Origin of the sequence: Agrobacterium sp. V1, assembly GCF_030518355.1 — a bacterium.
GTDB classification, from domain to species: Bacteria; Pseudomonadota; Alphaproteobacteria; order Rhizobiales; family Rhizobiaceae; genus Agrobacterium; species Agrobacterium cucumeris.
In genome coordinates, this window is the sequence record NZ_JAULSF010000001.1 from 1,259,955 (window position 1) to 1,276,715 (window position 16,761).

14 protein-coding genes and 2 tRNA genes are annotated in these 16,761 nt (G+C 58.7%); 8 read left to right on the plus strand and 8 right to left on the minus strand.

The window, feature by feature from the left end; genetic code table 11:
• Positions 1 to 93: 93 nt before the first annotated feature.
• Positions 94 to 918 carry a serine O-acetyltransferase gene (gene cysE / locus QSV77_RS06125; RefSeq protein WP_046800091.1) on the minus strand — a complete coding sequence of 275 codons (825 nt, stop codon included), beginning with the start codon at positions 916 to 918 and terminating at the stop codon, positions 94 to 96.
• A gap of 190 nt (positions 919 to 1,108) precedes the next feature.
• Positions 1,109 to 1,885, minus strand: coding sequence for an alpha/beta fold hydrolase (locus QSV77_RS06130; RefSeq protein WP_302732846.1), 777 nt, complete (start codon positions 1,883 to 1,885; stop codon positions 1,109 to 1,111).
• Between the two features lie 170 nt (positions 1,886 to 2,055).
• Here QSV77_RS06130 and QSV77_RS06135 point away from each other — a divergent pair, with 170 nt between their 5' ends.
• Positions 2,056 to 2,301, plus strand: coding sequence for a zinc-finger domain-containing protein (locus QSV77_RS06135; RefSeq protein ID WP_046800090.1), 246 nt, complete (start codon positions 2,056 to 2,058; stop codon positions 2,299 to 2,301).
• 28 nt (positions 2,302 to 2,329) lie between these two features.
• Positions 2,330 to 3,511, plus strand: coding sequence for an FAD-dependent monooxygenase (locus tag QSV77_RS06140; RefSeq protein ID WP_302732847.1), 1,182 nt, complete (start codon positions 2,330 to 2,332; stop codon positions 3,509 to 3,511).
• Between the two features lie 15 nt (positions 3,512 to 3,526).
• Here the strand turns inward: QSV77_RS06140 and QSV77_RS06145 are convergent, their stop codons facing one another.
• On the minus strand, positions 3,527 to 4,714 hold the full coding sequence (locus QSV77_RS06145) for a cystathionine beta-lyase (protein ID WP_302732848.1): 1,188 nt from the start codon (positions 4,712 to 4,714) through the stop codon (positions 3,527 to 3,529).
• 375 nt (positions 4,715 to 5,089) lie between these two features.
• On the opposite strand from QSV77_RS06145, the gene QSV77_RS06150 reads away from it, so the two are divergent.
• From QSV77_RS06150 to QSV77_RS06175, 6 genes are all read left to right on the plus strand, one after another.
• Positions 5,090 to 6,112, plus strand: a complete 1,023-nt coding sequence (locus QSV77_RS06150; RefSeq protein ID WP_161991193.1) for an amino acid ABC transporter substrate-binding protein — start codon at positions 5,090 to 5,092, stop codon at positions 6,110 to 6,112.
• Between the two features lie 108 nt (positions 6,113 to 6,220).
• Positions 6,221 to 7,417 carry an amino acid ABC transporter permease gene (locus QSV77_RS06155; protein WP_269699627.1) on the plus strand — a complete coding sequence of 399 codons (1,197 nt, stop codon included), beginning with the start codon at positions 6,221 to 6,223 and terminating at the stop codon, positions 7,415 to 7,417.
• A gap of 3 nt (positions 7,418 to 7,420) precedes the next feature.
• A complete protein-coding gene (locus tag QSV77_RS06160; RefSeq protein WP_142839816.1) occupies positions 7,421 to 8,578 on the plus strand; it encodes an amino acid ABC transporter permease in 1,158 nt (385 codons plus the stop codon).
• Between the two features lie 12 nt (positions 8,579 to 8,590).
• Complete coding sequence (locus QSV77_RS06165; protein WP_046800084.1) at positions 8,591 to 9,364, plus strand: amino acid ABC transporter ATP-binding protein; 774 nt, start codon at positions 8,591 to 8,593, stop codon at positions 9,362 to 9,364.
• Positions 9,365 to 9,786: 422 nt separating this feature from the next.
• Positions 9,787 to 9,861, plus strand: a tRNA-Glu gene (locus QSV77_RS06170).
• A gap of 447 nt (positions 9,862 to 10,308) precedes the next feature.
• Positions 10,309 to 10,383, plus strand: a tRNA-Glu gene (locus QSV77_RS06175).
• A 128-nt stretch (positions 10,384 to 10,511) separates the two neighbouring features.
• On the opposite strand, the gene recJ is transcribed toward QSV77_RS06175, so the two are convergent.
• The 5 genes from recJ to QSV77_RS06200 form a co-directional block, all read right to left on the minus strand.
• The gene (gene recJ / locus QSV77_RS06180; protein ID WP_302733893.1) at positions 10,512 to 12,320 is read right to left on the minus strand and encodes a single-stranded-DNA-specific exonuclease RecJ; all 1,809 of its coding nucleotides are present in this window, start codon (positions 12,318 to 12,320) and stop codon (positions 10,512 to 10,514) included.
• 103 nt (positions 12,321 to 12,423) lie between these two features.
• A complete protein-coding gene (locus QSV77_RS06185) occupies positions 12,424 to 12,648 on the minus strand; it encodes a hypothetical protein (RefSeq protein ID WP_046800083.1) in 225 nt (74 codons plus the stop codon).
• 209 nt (positions 12,649 to 12,857) lie between these two features.
• Positions 12,858 to 14,168 (minus strand): homoserine dehydrogenase, encoded by a 1,311-nt coding sequence (locus tag QSV77_RS06190; RefSeq protein ID WP_269699630.1) that lies wholly within the window; start codon positions 14,166 to 14,168, stop codon positions 12,858 to 12,860.
• 61 nt (positions 14,169 to 14,229) lie between these two features.
• Complete coding sequence (locus tag QSV77_RS06195; RefSeq protein WP_046800081.1) at positions 14,230 to 15,450, minus strand: LL-diaminopimelate aminotransferase; 1,221 nt, start codon at positions 15,448 to 15,450, stop codon at positions 14,230 to 14,232.
• A 301-nt stretch (positions 15,451 to 15,751) separates the two neighbouring features.
• A complete protein-coding gene (locus tag QSV77_RS06200; protein ID WP_302732850.1) occupies positions 15,752 to 16,711 on the minus strand; it encodes a nucleoside hydrolase in 960 nt (319 codons plus the stop codon).
• Between the last annotated feature and the right edge of the window lie 50 nt (positions 16,712 to 16,761).

Here is a 16,761-nt window from a genome sequence, read left to right on the forward strand (position 1 = left end):
GGCCGCTTTTGGCATGGGACAAAGGCCAAAGTAAAGTGAAAGCGGCGCATCATCCATGTCTTCCACACGGACGAGCGCAATATTCACGACCTGTCAAATATCGGCCCCGATAACCTGGTCCATCAGACGCGAGGGTTCCGAACACCCTGCCTCTCCTACCACGCGCGCCGGCACACCGGCCACGGTGGTCTTCGGCGGAACCGGTTTCAACACCACCGAACCGGCGGCAATGCGCGAGCAGCTGCCGATCTCGATATTGCCGAGGATTTTGGCGCCTGCCCCGATCATCACGCCATTGGCGATCTTCGGATGGCGATCTGCCCCCTCCTTGCCGGTGCCGCCAAGCGTCACGCCATGCAGGATGGAAACGTTGTCACCGATAACGGCGGTTTCACCAACCACCAGTCCGGTGGCATGGTCGAGGAAGATGCCCTTGCCGATGCGTGCGGCGGGGTTGATATCCGTCTGGAAGATGCTCGATGAGCGGCTTTGCAGGTAAAACGCAAAATCCCGTCGGCCCTTCGCAAGCAGCCAGTGCGCGAGGCGATGGGTCTGGATGGCGTGGAAGCCCTTGAAATAAAGCAGCGGCTCCATGAAACGCGTGCAGGCCGGGTCGCGGTCGTAAACGGCCTGAATATCGACGCGCAGCACGCTGCCCCATTCCGGCCAGTCATCCAGCATGTCCTGAAAGGTCTGGCGCAGAAGCACGGCCTGCATATCGGGATGATCGAGGAGTTCGCAGATACGATAGATCACACATTCTTCGAGAGACCGGTGATTGAGGATCGTCGAATAAAGAAAAGCGGAAAGCAGCGGGTCCTGAGCTGCGGCGCTACGCGCTTCATGCAGCAGGCTGCCCCAGATCGGATCGACGATCGCCAGCTGTTCGGGCTGACGGGCCTCGGTACGTGCGACCATGAACGGTCTCCTCGTTTGCAGTGGTCGTTCTTTATACAGAAAAAGACGTGCATAAGAAATGGGATTCGAATGACGACTTTAAAGACGGCAAAGCTTCAGTTTTTCTTCATGCAGCATGAAAAACCGTTTCTTGCCGCCTCGAGCATTTCCGCACGGAAAACCGGTTCCGCTTTCCCGGAAATGCTCCGGATCAAAGCGAGCGGTAAAATTCCAGCACAGCCGCCTTGAACACCCGGTCGCCAACGGCCAGCATATGGTCACGGCCGGGAATGTCGATTGCCCGCGCATGCGGCATGATCGCGGCAAGTTCCGCGCCCGATCCGGCAATATCGTCATTCGTTCCGACCGCAATCAATGTCGGCGCATCGATCTTTGCCGCCTGTTCAGGCGTGACGAGAACCCGCGACGTTTCGATACAGGCGGCAAGCGCCAGCCGGTCGCTCTTCGTCTGGTCGGCAAAGGCCCGGAACATGCGGCCGCGCTCATGGGTGACGACATCGAGCGAGGGCGCAAGAAGCGCCTCGGCGATCGGATCCCAGTCGCCCACGCCTTCTACCATGCCGATGCCGAGCCCGCCGAAGACCAGCGAACGCACACGCTCCGGATGGGCCATGGCGAGGAAGGCCGAAATCCGCGCACCCATGGAGTAACCCATCACATGCGCTTCCGCGATGCCGAGATGATTGAGCAGCGCCACCGCGTCCCCGGCCATCACCGGCGGATAATAGGCTTCAGAATCGTGCGGCTTGTCGCTTGCGCCATGGCCGCGATTATCGATGGCGATCACCCGGTAACCCGCATCGCCCAGCGTCTTCAGCCAGCCGGGATGCACCCAGTTGACATTGGCGCTGGAGGCAAAGCCGTGGATCAGCAAAACCGGATCACCCGCCGGATCGCCCTCGTCGAAATAAGCAAGGCGCAGGCCGTCATGGGAAAAATCTGAAAATTGCGGCACGTTGAGATTCATCAAGGACATCCTTTTTGCCGGACCATATGGCAGGAAAGCACAAGATTGAACATGTTTTCCTGACGATTTTTATGGAGATGCAATGCGTTTGAGGCTACATATCCGCAACGAAGAGCCGCTGCGCGACGATGGATTGCGGCTCGATAACGATATTGCATTTGGAGACGAACATGGCCGGGCATTCCATTCCCCACTTCCAGAACGATGGCGGACACAGCGTAATCGAGATCGGCGTCAAGGAATTCATGTGCACCGGCGCTTCCGTGCCTTACGATCACCCGCATATCTTCATCGACATGGGCGACGACAACGAGAAGGTCTGTTCCTACTGCTCCACCCTTTTCCGCTACAATCCGTCGCTGAAGGCCGAGCAGACCAATCCTCCGGGTTGCGTCTTCCATGTGAAGGCCGCCTGACCTCCACTTTTGCTGATCGGGCCGCATCATGCCCATAAAATCCGTAGCCATTGTCGGTGCCGGCATCGCCGGTCTCACCGCTGCCCTTTCCTTTGCCCGGCACGGTATCGACTGTGACATCATCGAGCAGGCAGGCGAGCTGACGGAGGTCGGTGCCGGCCTGCAGCTCTCCCCCAACGCCGCCCGCATTCTCGCCGAACTCGGTGTGCTGCCCGAGATCGAGGCGCGCTGGACCGAACCGGTCAGCGTCGATCTCGCCTCCGGCAAGTCACTGGCCACGCTATTGTCGCTGCCAATGGGCGCGGTGGCCCGCACCCGCTGGGGCGCACCCTATGGCGTGCTGCATCGTTCGACGCTGCAAAGCGCACTTCTGAATGCGGTCAAGGATAATCCGCTCTGCCGGCTGCATCTCGGCAAGCGCATCGAAAACGCGACAGTCGATGTCATCGCCGCAACCACCTTTCGCGATCACGATCTGATCGTTGGTGCCGACGGCGTCTGGTCGGCGGCCCGCTTTGCCGTGCCTTCCGCGCCGACAGCCACCTTTTCCGGCAATATCGCCTGGCGCTTCACCGTCAGCGAAAACGACGTTCCACCGGCCATCAATAAAAGCGCCGTCACGGCCTATCTCGGCTCGGGCGGCCATATCGTCGCCTATCCGCTGAAGGAAGTCGGCGGTTTCAACATCGTCGCAATCGCGCTTGGCGCCGATCCCGGCGCCACATGGCGGGCCGAATCGAGTGGACGGCAGAAAACCATGCTGCTCGAGCAGTTTCGCGGCTGGAGCCCTGATCTGCTGCGGCTGCTGGAAAAGGCTGAGAACCCCACCTTCTGGCCGCTCTATCAGGCCGGCCCCGGACGCTGGCACAATGGCCGCGACACGGTACTGATCGGCGACGCGGCCCACGCCATGATGCCTTTCGCGGCACAGGGGGCCGCCATGGCAATAGAGGATGCATTTGAACTTGCGGGAACAATGGCAGGCAGCGGTGGCGCAGCCTCCCTGCCCGTGCCGCAAGCCCTTGCCGCCTTTGAGGCTCTGCGCCTGCCGCGAATAGAAAAGGCCCGCAAGCGGGCCTCTCTCAATCGTTTTGCCTATCACGCAAAAGGCCCGGTTCGTATTGCCAGGGACTTCGTATTTTCCACACGTCCCTCAGAGGCCTTCCTTGGCGATTTCGACTGGCTCTACGACTATCACGCAAAGGGCTGAGCAACTGGGTGCTGATTAGACCCCAGCCGCGGCTGCGAAGCCGACTTCGAGGTCCTTTTTCAGATCGGCTATGTCTTCAAGCCCGATCTGCAGGCGGATGACCGGTCCCTCCGAAGGCCCCTTCGCAATGGTCCTGTCGATGAGCGACACGGAAACCGCAAGCGATTCGTATCCGCCCCAGGAATAGCCAAGCCCGAAGAAGGTCAAGGCATCGAGGAAGGCCGACGCCGCCTGTTTGTATTTGCCCTCTTCCGCCTTCAAGACAAAGGAGAACACGCCGCTCGCGCCCTTGAAATCGCGCTTCCACATTTCATGCCCGACAAAGCTCGGCAAGGCCGGATGCAGAACACGCACGACATCGTCACGGCCTTCCAGCCACTGGGCAATATCGAGCGCGCTTTTCTGATGGTGTTCCAGCCTGATGCCCATGGTGCGCATGCCGCGCAGGATCTGGTAGGCGTCATCGGAGGTAACGCAGATGCCGAGATTGGTATTGGCCTGATAAAGCGCTTTCCAGTGCTTTTCATTGGCCGAGACGAAGCCCATCAGCACATCGGAATGCCCCGAGGGATATTTGGTGGCGGCGTGAATGGAAATATCGACGCCGAAATCAAGCGGCTTGAAATAGAGCGGTGTCGCCCAGGTATTGTCCATCGTGACCACGCAGTCATGCCCGTGGGCGATCTCCGTGATTACCCGGACATCCTGAATCTCGAACGTGTTGGACCCCGGCGCTTCCAGATGCACGAGTTTTGTATTCGGCCGGATCAGTGCCTCGATGCCGGCCCCGATCGCCGGATCGTAATATTCGATCTCCACGCCGAGTTTCTTCAGCATCGTGTTGCAGAAGCGGCGTGTGGGGAAATAGACGGAATCGACGACAAGCGCATGATCGCCCGCACCGAGATAGGCAAGGAACGGCACGGTGATCGCCGCAAGGCCCGACGGCACGAGGATAGTTCCGAACGAACCTTCCAGCTCGTTGACGAGGTTGCACAGCGCGTCCGTCGTCGGCGTGCCATGGGTGCCATAGGTGTATTTCTGGTTTTCAGTCGAAAGCGTTTCCGCGTCGGGAAAAAGCACGGTCGAGCCGCGCACGATGGGCGGATTGACGAAACCGAAACAGTCCGCGGGATCGTTGCCGCCATGGGTCAGGCGCGTATTCACACCTGCGGTGGAAAGCAGGTCATTTGTCTTGGTCATTTCAGATCAGCTTTCGAAGAATATTGACGCGTGCGACAATGCTGAGAGCCAGGGGCAAGGTCAAGCCCCGTAAGGCGACGCGGGATGGCTCGATTGATCCATCGTAAAACAGCATACAAGAAGTATACAAAAATCGTGCAAGTGCAAATTTCCGCAAAAATATGCTTATATTTTCACCCTTTGCACACTTCCCGACCAAAATTCCGAAAATTCCGTTTTATAGGCACAATTATCGCCGGCATGTCTTGACCCCGCTGCCAATTGCGATTGTGATAGAAAAAGCGGATCGAAAAGATCTCGCCGAGGGGGGAGCTGGGGTAAAACAAACATGCCGGTCCCCTTGCTATTGACGATAACAAACAAAGGTTGGGAAAAATGAAAAAGGCAATTCTGTCAGCCGCTATCGGCGCAGCAGTTTTGGGAGGAGCCTCGGTCGCTTCGGCTGCGACGCTTCAGGACGTGAAGGGAAAAGGTTTCGTCACCTGCGGCGTAAGCGCCGGCATTCCGGGATTTTCCAATCCCGATGACAAGGGCGAATGGTCCGGCATCGACGTGGACTATTGCCGTGGTATTGCCACAGCGGTTTTCGGTGACCCTTCCAAGGCGAAGTTTGTCGCTCTTTCGAGCAAGGACCGCTTTCCGGCTCTCCAGTCCGGCGAAGTCGACGTTCTGACCCGTAACACCACCTGGACGATCAGCCGCGACACGTCGCTCGGCTTCAACTTCCGTACCGTCAACTATTATGACGGCCAGGGCTTCATCGCCAAGAAGGGCCTCAACGTGAAGTCCGCGCTTGAGCTTTCCGGCGCCGCCGTCTGCGTTCAGACCGGCACGACCACCGAGCTCAATCTCGCCGACTATTTCAAGACCAACAATCTGCAGTACAACCCGGTCGTCTTCGAAAAGGAAGCCGACGCAACCTCCGCCTATGATTCGGGCCGTTGCGACGTCTACACCACCGACCAGTCCGGCCTTTATGCCATCCGCCTGAAGCTGAAGAACCCGGACGACAACATCGTTCTTCCGGAAGTCATCTCCAAGGAGCCGCTTGGACCGGCCGTTCGACAGGGTGACGACCAGTGGTTCGACATCGTGACCTGGGTTCACTACGCCATGGTCAATGCCGAAGAACTGGGCATCACCTCCAAGAACGTCGATGAGCAGAAGTCCAGCGCCAATCCGGATATCAAGCGTCTGCTCGGCACCGAAGAAGGCACCAAGATCGGTACCGACCTCGGCGTAACCAACGACTGGGCCTACAACATCGTCAAGCTGGTGGGTAACTACGGCGAAGTCTTCGACCGCAACGTCGGTGCGGGCTCGCCGCTGAAGATCGAGCGTGGCCAGAACGCGCTTTGGACCAAGGGCGGCCTGCAATACGCACCGCCGGTCCGTTGATCGACCCCATCATCGGCTAGATCATGACAGGAGGCTGGGCAACGCCCGGCCTCCATTTAAAATTATATAAATAAGCTCGCAAAGAGCATATAAAAGGGAAAGGTGCCTATGGCAGGCAACGCGGTCAGTTCGCAACGATCGCGCGCGCAAAGCGCGTCGTCACTTATCAACGATCCACGCATACGCGGAATTTTCTATCAGGTCCTGACAGTCGTCATCCTGACCGCCTTCGTCTGGATCATCGTGACGAATACGATCACCAATCTTCAACGGTCAAACATTTCATCCGGCTTCGGCTTCCTCAATGGACGCGCCGGTTTCGATATCGGCCAGTCGCTGATCGCTTATACCAGCGACGCGACCTATGGCCGGGCATTGCTCGTTGGTATTCTCAACACGCTTCAGGTTGCATTTTTCGGCATCATCGCCGCCTCGATCATCGGATTCCTAGTCGGTATCGCGCGGCTGTCCAACAACTGGCTCATCGCCAAGCTGGCGCAGGCCTATGTGGAAATCTTCCGCAACCTCCCGCCGCTGCTTGTTCTCTTCTTCTGGTACAAGGGGGTTATCTCCGTCCTGCCGCAGGCGCGCGATTCGCTGGAGCTTCCGCTCGGAAGCTACCTCAACAATCGCGGCTTCTTTTTTCCGAAGCCGCTTTGGGGAGACGGCACGTGGTTGATACCGCTTTCCTTCCTGGTCGCCATCGTCATCAGCTTTTTTGTCTATCGCTGGGCGAAGGCCAGACAGGAGCAGACCGGCAAGCAGTTTCGCACCGGGATCACCCTTACCATCCTCCTCATCGGCCTTCCCGCCGTGACATTTCTGGCGCTCGGCTCACCGCTGACATTCGACTTCCCGATTGCCGGGCGGTTCAACCTGTCGGGCGGCGCAGTCGTCGCACCTGAATTCATGTCGCTGTTTCTTGCGCTGTCCTTCTACACAGCCTCCTTCATCGCCGAAATCGTTCGCGGCGGCATCAAGGCCGTGGCGAAGGGCCAGACGGAAGCTGCGGAAGCACTGGGGCTTCGCTCCAGCACGACGACACGTCTGATCGTCGTGCCGCAGGCGATGCGCATCATCATCCCGCCGCTGACGAGCCAGTATCTCAACCTGACCAAAAACTCCTCGCTTGCGGTCGCGGTCGGCTTTGCCGATATCGTCTCCGTCGGCGGCACGATCCTCAACCAGACGGGTCAGGCAGTCGAAGTCGTCGCGATCTGGCTGGTCATCTATCTCTCGCTGTCCCTGCTCACGGCCGTGGTCATGAACTGGTTCAACGCGAAAATGGCGCTGGTGGAGAGATAATCGATGACATCAAGCAATCCCGCATTCGTGCGACACACCATCGAAGAGGCGAAACCCGCCCCTTCCAGTGCCGTTGGTTTCAGCCACTGGCTGCGCACCAAACTTTTCGCCACACCGAAGGACACCATTCTCACGGTTCTCGCCATCGCCTTTCTGGCTTATATTCTGCCACCGGTGGTGAAGTGGCTGTTCATCGATGCCGTATGGACCGGCAGCGATCGTATCGCCTGCCTAACCGCCTCGCAGGGCGGCGCGCTTCCGGACGGTCAGTCCGGGGCATGCTGGGCGTTCGTCTCGGCCAAGCTCGGACAATTCGTCTTTGGCCGTTATCCGCTTGATGAACGCTGGCGTCCCATTCTCGTGATGGTGACGTTCGCCATCCTGCTGATACCGATGCTCATCCCGAAAGCGCCGTTCAAGCGCCTCAACGCTCTGGTGCTGTTCATCATCCTGCCCTTCATTGCGTTTTTTCTGCTCATCGGCGGCGTCTTCGGCCTGCCGAAGGTAGAAACACAGCTCTGGGGCGGCCTGATGGTCACGTTGATCCTGTCATTCTTCGGAATAACGGTATCCCTGCCCTTCGGCATTCTTCTGGCGCTCGGCCGCCGGTCGAACATGCCGGTCATCAAGATGCTCTGCGTGCTCTTCATCGAAGTCATCAGAGGCATTCCGCTGATCACCGTGCTGTTCTTCGCCAGCATCATGCTGCCGCTGTTCCTGCCTGACGGCTGGACCTTCGACAAATTCCTGCGCGCACTGGTCGGTGTCTCGCTGTTCTCCTCGGCCTATATGGCGGAGGTGATCCGCGGCGGCCTGCAGGCCATTCCGAAGGGACAATATGAAGGGGCGGATTCGCTCGGGTTGAACTACTGGCAGAAAACACGGCTGATCGTGCTGCCGCAGGCGCTGAAGCTGGTCATTCCGGGCATCGTCAACACCTTCATCGGGCTGTTCAAGGACACGTCGCTGGTCTCGATCATCGGCATGTTCGACCTGCTCGGCATTGTCACACTCAACCAATCGGATGCGAACTGGGCGACACCCGTCACCGCCATGACTGGATATATTTTCGCAGGCTTCGTATTCTGGATATTCTGCTTCGGCATGTCGCGTTATTCGCTGTTCATGGAACGGCACCTCGACACCGGGCATAAACGATAAGGGACGCTCAAAATGGCAGAAAACCAAGCAAAAAAACTGGCCGTCTCGACAACGGACGTGGCAATTGAAATCACCGGCATGAACAAGTGGTATGGCGATTTCCACGTGCTGCGCGACATCAACCTGAAAGTGATGAAGGGCGAGCGCATTGTCATCGCCGGTCCTTCGGGATCGGGAAAATCGACCATGATCCGCTGCATCAACCGGCTGGAAGAACATCAGTCCGGTTCGATCCAGGTGGATGGCATCGAACTGACCAACGACCTGAAGAAGATCGATGAAGTCCGTCGTGAAGTTGGCATGGTGTTCCAGCACTTCAACCTCTTCCCGCATCTGACCATCCTCGAAAACTGCACGCTGGCACCGATCTGGGTTCGCAAGATGCCCAAGAAGGAAGCCGAAGAAGTGGCGATGCACTATCTGAAGCGCGTGAAGATCCCCGAGCAGGCCCACAAATACCCGGGCCAGCTTTCCGGCGGCCAGCAGCAGCGCGTGGCGATTGCCCGCTCGCTGTGCATGAAGCCGAAGATCATGCTGTTCGACGAGCCGACCTCGGCGCTCGATCCGGAAATGGTGAAAGAAGTGCTCGACACCATGGTGGGCCTTGCCGAAGACGGCATGACGATGCTGTGCGTGACCCACGAAATGGGTTTCGCCCGCCAGGTCGCCAACCGCGTCATCTTCATGGATCAGGGCCAGATCGTCGAACAGAATTCGCCCGCCGAATTCTTCGACAATCCGCAGCACGAACGTACACGTCTGTTCCTCAGCCAGATTTTGCACTGAGACCTTTTACCATCAATGCATCATCGAACGGGGCCGTTTCGGCCCCGTTTTTTGTTGCAGGGACAATTCGCCACACACCCCATCATCCTCGCCCTTGAGGCGAGGATCCATGGGCGGCTGAAGAGTGGATCCCTCGCCTCAAGGGCAAGGATGACGGTAAACGTGTTCTCCCTCATGACTGCGTCACGGTAGGGTTCCAATCCAGCCAACAATCGTGCTGAGTCGTCATCACTTGTGCTGCCTCCCGAGCGAAAGGCCTCGAAAACAGCAATACTCAGACGCTTTAACCATTTGTTACGAAACAAGAATCCTTGTTTTCCAAGCCTTCTGGCCGCCCATGTCATTTTTTTGTCAAATCATGCATTTTTCCGCTTGCAGACCTTCGGGAGCCTGACTATAAGGGCGCCACACCACAAGCGCACGCGCCCTTCGTCTATCGGTTAGGACGTCAGATTTTCATTCTGAAAAGAGGGGTTCGACTCCCCTAGGGCGTGCCACTTGCCTTTGTGTTACCCTCAAAAAAATACACAGATATCCTTCATGCCGGCAAATTTGCCGTGGGAAACCGATGCGTCGGAACCGATTCCCGATCGGCACGTTAGAATGCTGTCCCCCCGATGGAAGGCAAGCCGGGGGAAACGCCAACGGGCAGATCGACCGGCTTGCCTTTCCCCCTTGATCCGATGACAGCGCCTTTCCGATTCCCCCGGCAGAGATGCCAGCTAAGGGATAAAAACGGCGTCTCCGACCTCTTACGAGGCAAAATGACAATACTTCCGGCAAGTGATAGGGGCGATATTTCAAGGCTTTGGCCAGATCGTGCATGGTTTTCCACAGCCCTTCGGATTTCCTCAAAAAATCTCGTCCCGAAGCGAAAAAAATCAATTTTTACGCTTGCGGACCAACGGGAGCCTGACTATAAGGGCGCCACACCACAAGCGCACGCGCCCTTCGTCTATCGGTTAGGACGTCAGATTTTCATTCTGAAAAGAGGGGTTCGACTCCCCTAGGGCGTGCCACTTGCTTCTCCTTAAAAATCAGCACTCTGCATAAAAAACTTCACGTAGCACGTGAATGTGGTGACGATTGCCGTTTATGGCTCGTCTACCAGCTGTTCCCCGAAAATTCAGACAGATTGGCAACCCCGTCAGGGCGCGAAAGCCGCATCCAGAACGCGCAGCTGCACACGCCTCTGGCCCTGCCAGAGATCGGCACCCACGGTGCCTGCAACATGGATGGACCTGCCGCGCGCATTCAGCAGCATCTGCCCCAGAGGCGCTTCTGCGGCCCGGAATGCGATGCCCTCCAGCCGAGAGCCGTCCATGGCCTCGAGCGTGATCTTCACATGCGCGGTGCCGACGAGGCGCACATCACGCAGACGATGCGCCGGGACGGCAAAGATCGGCTGTGAGTGACCTGATCCGTAAGGACCGGCCTGCTCCAGCTGGTCGACAAGCTGCAATGTCGCGCCCGACGCGCCTATGGCGCCGTCGATCTTCAGCACGCTGCTTTCCACCAGTTCGCTCACCGTCTTGACGGCCGCTTCTTCAAAGAACGTCCTGAGCTTGCCGAGATTGGCACGCTCCACCGTCAACCCGGCCGCCATCGCGTGACCGCCACCCTTGACCAGCAAACCCGCATCCACGGCGGCGCGCACCATGCGGCCCATATCGAAACCATTGATCGAACGGCCAGAACCGGTGCCCTTGCCGGAAGGATCGAAAGCGATGGCAAAGGCCGGACGACGGAAGCGATCCTTCAGCCGCGATGCAAGCAGGCCGACAATACCCGGATGCCAGTTTTCCCGGGCGGTAACGATGACACCGGCGCCAGACCCATCACCATATTCAAACAACGCCTCCGCCTCGGCTTCCGCCAGCATCACCGCTTCCATCGCCTGCCGCTCACGATTCAGCTCATCCAGCCGTTCCGCGATCACTTCTGCCTGCGAAGGATCCTCTATGGTCAGCAGACGACTGCCGAGAGCGGCATCGCCGATGCGGCCGCCGGCATTGATGCGCGGCCCGATCAGGAAACCGAAATGATAGGGCGTGACAGGTCCGCCCAATCCAGCCTTCTTGAACAGGGCGGCGAGGCCAGCATTGTTCATATGGCGCGCGGCGATCAGCCCCTTCACCACATAAGCGCGGTTCAGCCCCTTCAGCGGCACCACATCGCATACCGTGGCAAGGGCGACGATATCGAGCAGCGACAGCAGATCGAGCGTGAAGGCCTGCCGGTTGCGTCGGTCCTTCAGCAGCCGCAGCGTGGCGACCAGCACGAGAAACACCACGCCGGCGGCGCACAGATGCCCCTGCCCTGACAGATCGTCTTCCCGGTTGGGATTGACCAGTGCGGCAGCCGGCGGCAGTTCCGAACCCACCTGGTGGTGATCGATGACGACCACATCCGTTCCTGCATCCCTGGCGGCCTGCAGCGATTCATGGCTGGTGGAACCGCAATCGACCGTCACGATCAGGGTCGCGCCATTGGCGGCAAGCTGCTGCATCGCCGCCGGGTTCGGGCCATAGCCTTCGAAAATACGGTCAGGAATATAGATCTCCGGTGTCAGCCCGAAATGCGCGAAAAACCGGTACATCAAGGCGGAAGAGGCAGCCCCGTCGACATCATAGTCGCCGAAGATCGCCACCTTCTCGCCGGTCTCGATGGCGCGCACCAGCCGCTCGGCCGCCTTTTCGCAATCGGTCAACATATGCGGATCGGGCATCAGCGAACGGATGGTCGGATCAAGAAAAGCCAGCGCGTCATCCACGCCTACTCCGCGTCCGGCCAGCACGCGGGCAATCAGCTCGGGAATGGCATGAATCTGGGACATGGCCAGCGCGCGGTTCTGTCCGGCCTGATCCAGCCGTGATACCCAGCGCTGCTCTGTCGCCGACCGCTCCACGCTCAAAAATGCGCGGGCCACGGTGTCGGCCGGCTCCATCATTGCCATCCTGTCCATTCGTCCTGTCATGCGCGTATATCGGCGCTTTAATGCTTAGAACGGGCTAAATGGCGATGGCGCGTTTTTCAAGCAAAAACGCCTGTTCCGGCTTTCACACTGCAAATATCGAGAAAAACGGGCTGACGATCGATACCGCACCGACCAGCAGCAGCAGCGAGAACACGGCAAGCGAACACCAGTTGCGCTCGTGTTCGGCCATATCGAATTCCATGCTGCGAATATTGTCGTTGGCAGTGTGAGGCCGTGCCCGATGATGGGCGACCGGAACGTCTGCGCGCTTATTGTCCTTGAACAGGATGATCGATGTCACGGCCACGCCTCCCTCGCTTGGTGAACAGGATTAACCATAGGGCCGAATCGTGTCGCATTCCAGCGGTTCCGCAGCCGTTTTCTAAAATTTTATGACGGCTGAAAGCCGGTGTTTCGGGGGCGTTTTTTACACCCCCCAAGGTCTCCCCATGACAAAAAAGACCGCGCTTCCATGTGGAGGCGCGGTCCTCAATTTCAGAAAAATCGTGGATTGTCTCAGGTCCGCTCGATGCGGATGACCTGCGGTTCGCTGACCAGATATTTCTCGTTCTTGATCGCCTTCACGGCCTTGCGGATCGCATCTTCCATCGTCGCATGGGTCACGAGGATGATTGTCTGCGGCGCGCCTTCCACATGCACGCGCTGGCGCTGCACGATGGATTCCAGCGAGATGTTATTGTCGGCCATACGGCCGGCGATGGAGGCGAAGACACCGGCCTGATCCTTCACCGTCAGACGGATGAAATAACCGCCCTCATGGCTCTTCATCTTGGCGCGGCGATAATCGGCCAGCGATTTTGCCGGACGGCCGAGAACCGGCACCTGCTGGGCGCCGGGGCGGCTCTTGGCGATATCGGCGATGTCACCCAGCACGGCCGACGCCGTGGCGTTACCGCCGGCACCCGGACCGACCATCAGCAACTCACCGAGAATATCGGATTCGATCGCCACCGCATTGGTGACGCCATCGACCTGGGCGATGACGGAATCGAGCGGCACCATGGTTGGATGCACCCGCTGTTCGATACCGGATTCAGTGACCTGCGCCACGCCGAGAAGCTTGATGCGATAACCGAGTTCGGCGGCCGCCTGAATATCCTCGCTCGAAATATTGGTGATGCCTTCGAGATAGATGTCATCGGCCGAAATCTTGTTGCCGAAGGCAAGCGTCGTCAAAATGGCGAGCTTGTGAGCGGTGTCGTTGCCCTCAATATCGAAAGCCGGATCGGCTTCGGCGTAACCGAGCCGCTGTGCTTCCTTCAGACAGGCCTCGAAGGACAGCCCTTCCTTCTCCATCTTGGTGAGGATGTAGTTGCAGGTGCCGTTCATGATGCCGTAGATGCGCGACACATGGTTACCGGTGAGAGACTCACGCAGCGCCTTGATAACGGGAATACCGCCGGCCACCGCCGCTTCGAAATTGAGAAGCGCGCCCTTGTCTTCGGCAATCGTCGCAAGTTCCACGCCATGCTTGGCCAGCAGTGCCTTGTTGGCTGTCACCACATGGAGACCACGTGCAAGTGCGGCTCGCACTGCATTTTCCGCCTGGCCGGAAGCGCCACCGACCAGTTCGACGAACACGTCGATATCGGCTTCGCTCGCCAGCTGTTCCGGCGTGTCGAACCAGGTAATACCCTTGAGATCGATGCCGCGGTCGCGCGAACGGTCGCGCGCGCTCACCGCAATAATCTCAATCGCGCGTCCGCAGGTAATCGCAAGTTCGTTGCTTCTCTGCTGGAGGATGCGCACGAGCGAAGCGCCGACAGTGCCGAGCCCCGCTATGCCGATTCTCAATGAATCTGCCATGGGTATGTTCCTGATTTGCTGGTGATGGTGGCGGCCGAGGCCCGGCCGCCTTCGGTTGCCCTTATCTGTGGGCGTTAAGCGAAACGACATTGTGCATCGTTTCGTCTGCGCTCGACAGGAAACGCTTCAGATTGCGCGCTGCCTGACGAATTCGATGCTCGTTTTCCACGAGCGCAAGGCGGACGTAATCATCGCCCATCTCGCCAAAGCCGATGCCGGGAGCAACGGCAATATCAGCCTTCTCGACCAGAAGCTTGGAGAATTCCAGGCTGCCGAGATGGCGGAATTTTTCCGGGATTTTAGCCCAGGCGAACATCGTCGCCGCCGGCGGCGGAACCTCGAAACCGGCCTTGCCGAAGGTGTCGACCATGACATCACGGCGGCGGCGATAAACGCTGCGCACTTCGGCGATGTCGGAACCGTCGCCGTTGAGGGCATGGGTGGCCGCAACCTGGATCGGCGTGAAGGCGCCGTAATCGAGATAGGACTTCACGCGGGTCAGGGCCGCGATCAGCCGCTCGTTGCCAACGGCAAAGCCCATGCGCCAGCCGGGCATGGAGAAGGTCTTCGACATGGAAGTGAATTCCACCGCAACGTCGATTGCGCCGGGAACCTCAAGAACTGAAGGCGGCGGGTTGTTGTCGTCGAAATAGATTTCCGAATAGGCAAGGTCGGAGAGCACGATGATCTCGTGTTTCTTCGCAAAGGCGATGACGTCCTTGTAGAAATCCAGCGAAGCCACATGTGCCGTCGGGTTCGACGGGTAGTTGATGATCAGCGCCAGCGGCTTGGGAATGGAGTGGCGCACCGCACGCTCCAGTGGCCCGAAGAAGCTCTCATCCGGCTCGACATTCATCGAGCGGATAACGCCGCCCGCCATCAGGAAGCCGAAGGCATGGATCGGATAGGTAGGGTTCGGACACAGGATCACGTCACCAGGTGCCGTGATGGCCTGCGCCATATTGGCGAAACCTTCCTTGGAGCCGAGCGTGGCAACAACTTGGGTATCGGGGTTCAGCTTCACGCCGAAACGACGGGCATAATAGGCGGCCTGCGCGCGGCGAAGACCGGGAATGCCCTTGGACGAGGAGTAACGATGGGTGCGCGGGTCCTGAACGACTTCGCAAAGCTTGTCGACGATCGCCTTGGGGGTCGGAAGGTCGGGATTGCCCATGCCGAGATCGATGATATCGGCCCCGGCCGCTCGCGCGCTCGCTTTCAAACGGTTGACCTGTTCGAAGACGTATTGCGGCAGACGCCGGACCTTGTGAAACTCTTCCATCACTTTCCTCATGGGAATGGACCGGTTCTGCCGGCCCATAACGAAGGTTCGTTTTTTGTTTTTAAACGCCGCCGACACGAACCGATCCGGCAGGCGTTATTCATTGTAGCGCAAAGCACGGGAAAACCTACAAGGCTTTTCTCGGCCCACACGCCATCGCGATCATCCGCCTGTGCTTCGGAACAGCCTTTTCGGCCCCTTTGGCAAGGCGGATCGCGCAATAGGATCAAGGAACTTGCATAACGCCAGATTCTTGGAAAATGCAAGGCAAGCCATGCTCAAGAACGGCCATTCCTGTCGTTCAGCCGCGCTCACCCGTCACAATTGCCGCGCGGATGACCGAAAGCACGCGCTCCGGCTTGATATCCGTGCACACAAGCTGGCTTGGATGCCCGTCCCAGTCACCCGGCGGGAAGGCACGTCCGTCCGGCTTCTGAATGGTCTGGCCGTCAGCAAGGCCGCCGCAGACGACGCGCACCGGGCCGCTGCGGGTCTCGAAAAGCTCAGGCGCGACGAGATAGACGCAGGCGCAGCTGTCATGCACCACCATGCCGTCGCCGGTGCGGGTCTTGTAGAAATCGATGTAGAATTGCGACAGGTCGGACAAGAGCTGCACCGGCTTGCCGCCGGCCTTTGCCATCTCAGCCATGAAGGCGCTGGTCATTACCGTTTTCGTCGTTACGTCGAGACCGACAACGACGACGCGCCAGGGTGCCGTGAAGACGAGATCGGCCGCCTCCGGGTCACCGTGAATATTGGCCTCGGCCGCCGGCGACACATTGCCGTTCATGTCGAAGGCGCCGCCCATGACGATGACGTCCTTCACCAGCGCCGCAAAATCCGGCTCTTCGCGCAGCGCAAGCGCCAGATTGGTCATGCGGCCGACGGCAATCAGCGTCACCTCACCCGGATTGGCCTTCACGGTCTCGATGATGAAACGATGCGCCGGACGCGAATCGAGCGGCAGATCGATGGTCTCTGGAATGTCGATATCGCCGAGACCGTTTTCTCCGTGGATGAAGGTCGGCCAGTGGCCTTCCTTGCGGGCGGGATCGAACGTTACACCGGCGCCTTTCGCAACCGGCGCTGTCATCTGCCATTCCCGCTTCAGGAACAGCGCATTGCGTGTGGTAATATCGATGGGGGCATTACCGAAAACCGTGGTGACGCCGATCAGATCGATATCGGGATGGCGATGCAGGAACAGCAGCGCCATGGCGTCATCTACACCGGGATCCGTATCGAAAATCACTTTATGCATAATGCCCTCATCCGTATGTCCTGAGCGTCATCGGCCTCTATTGCCGACGC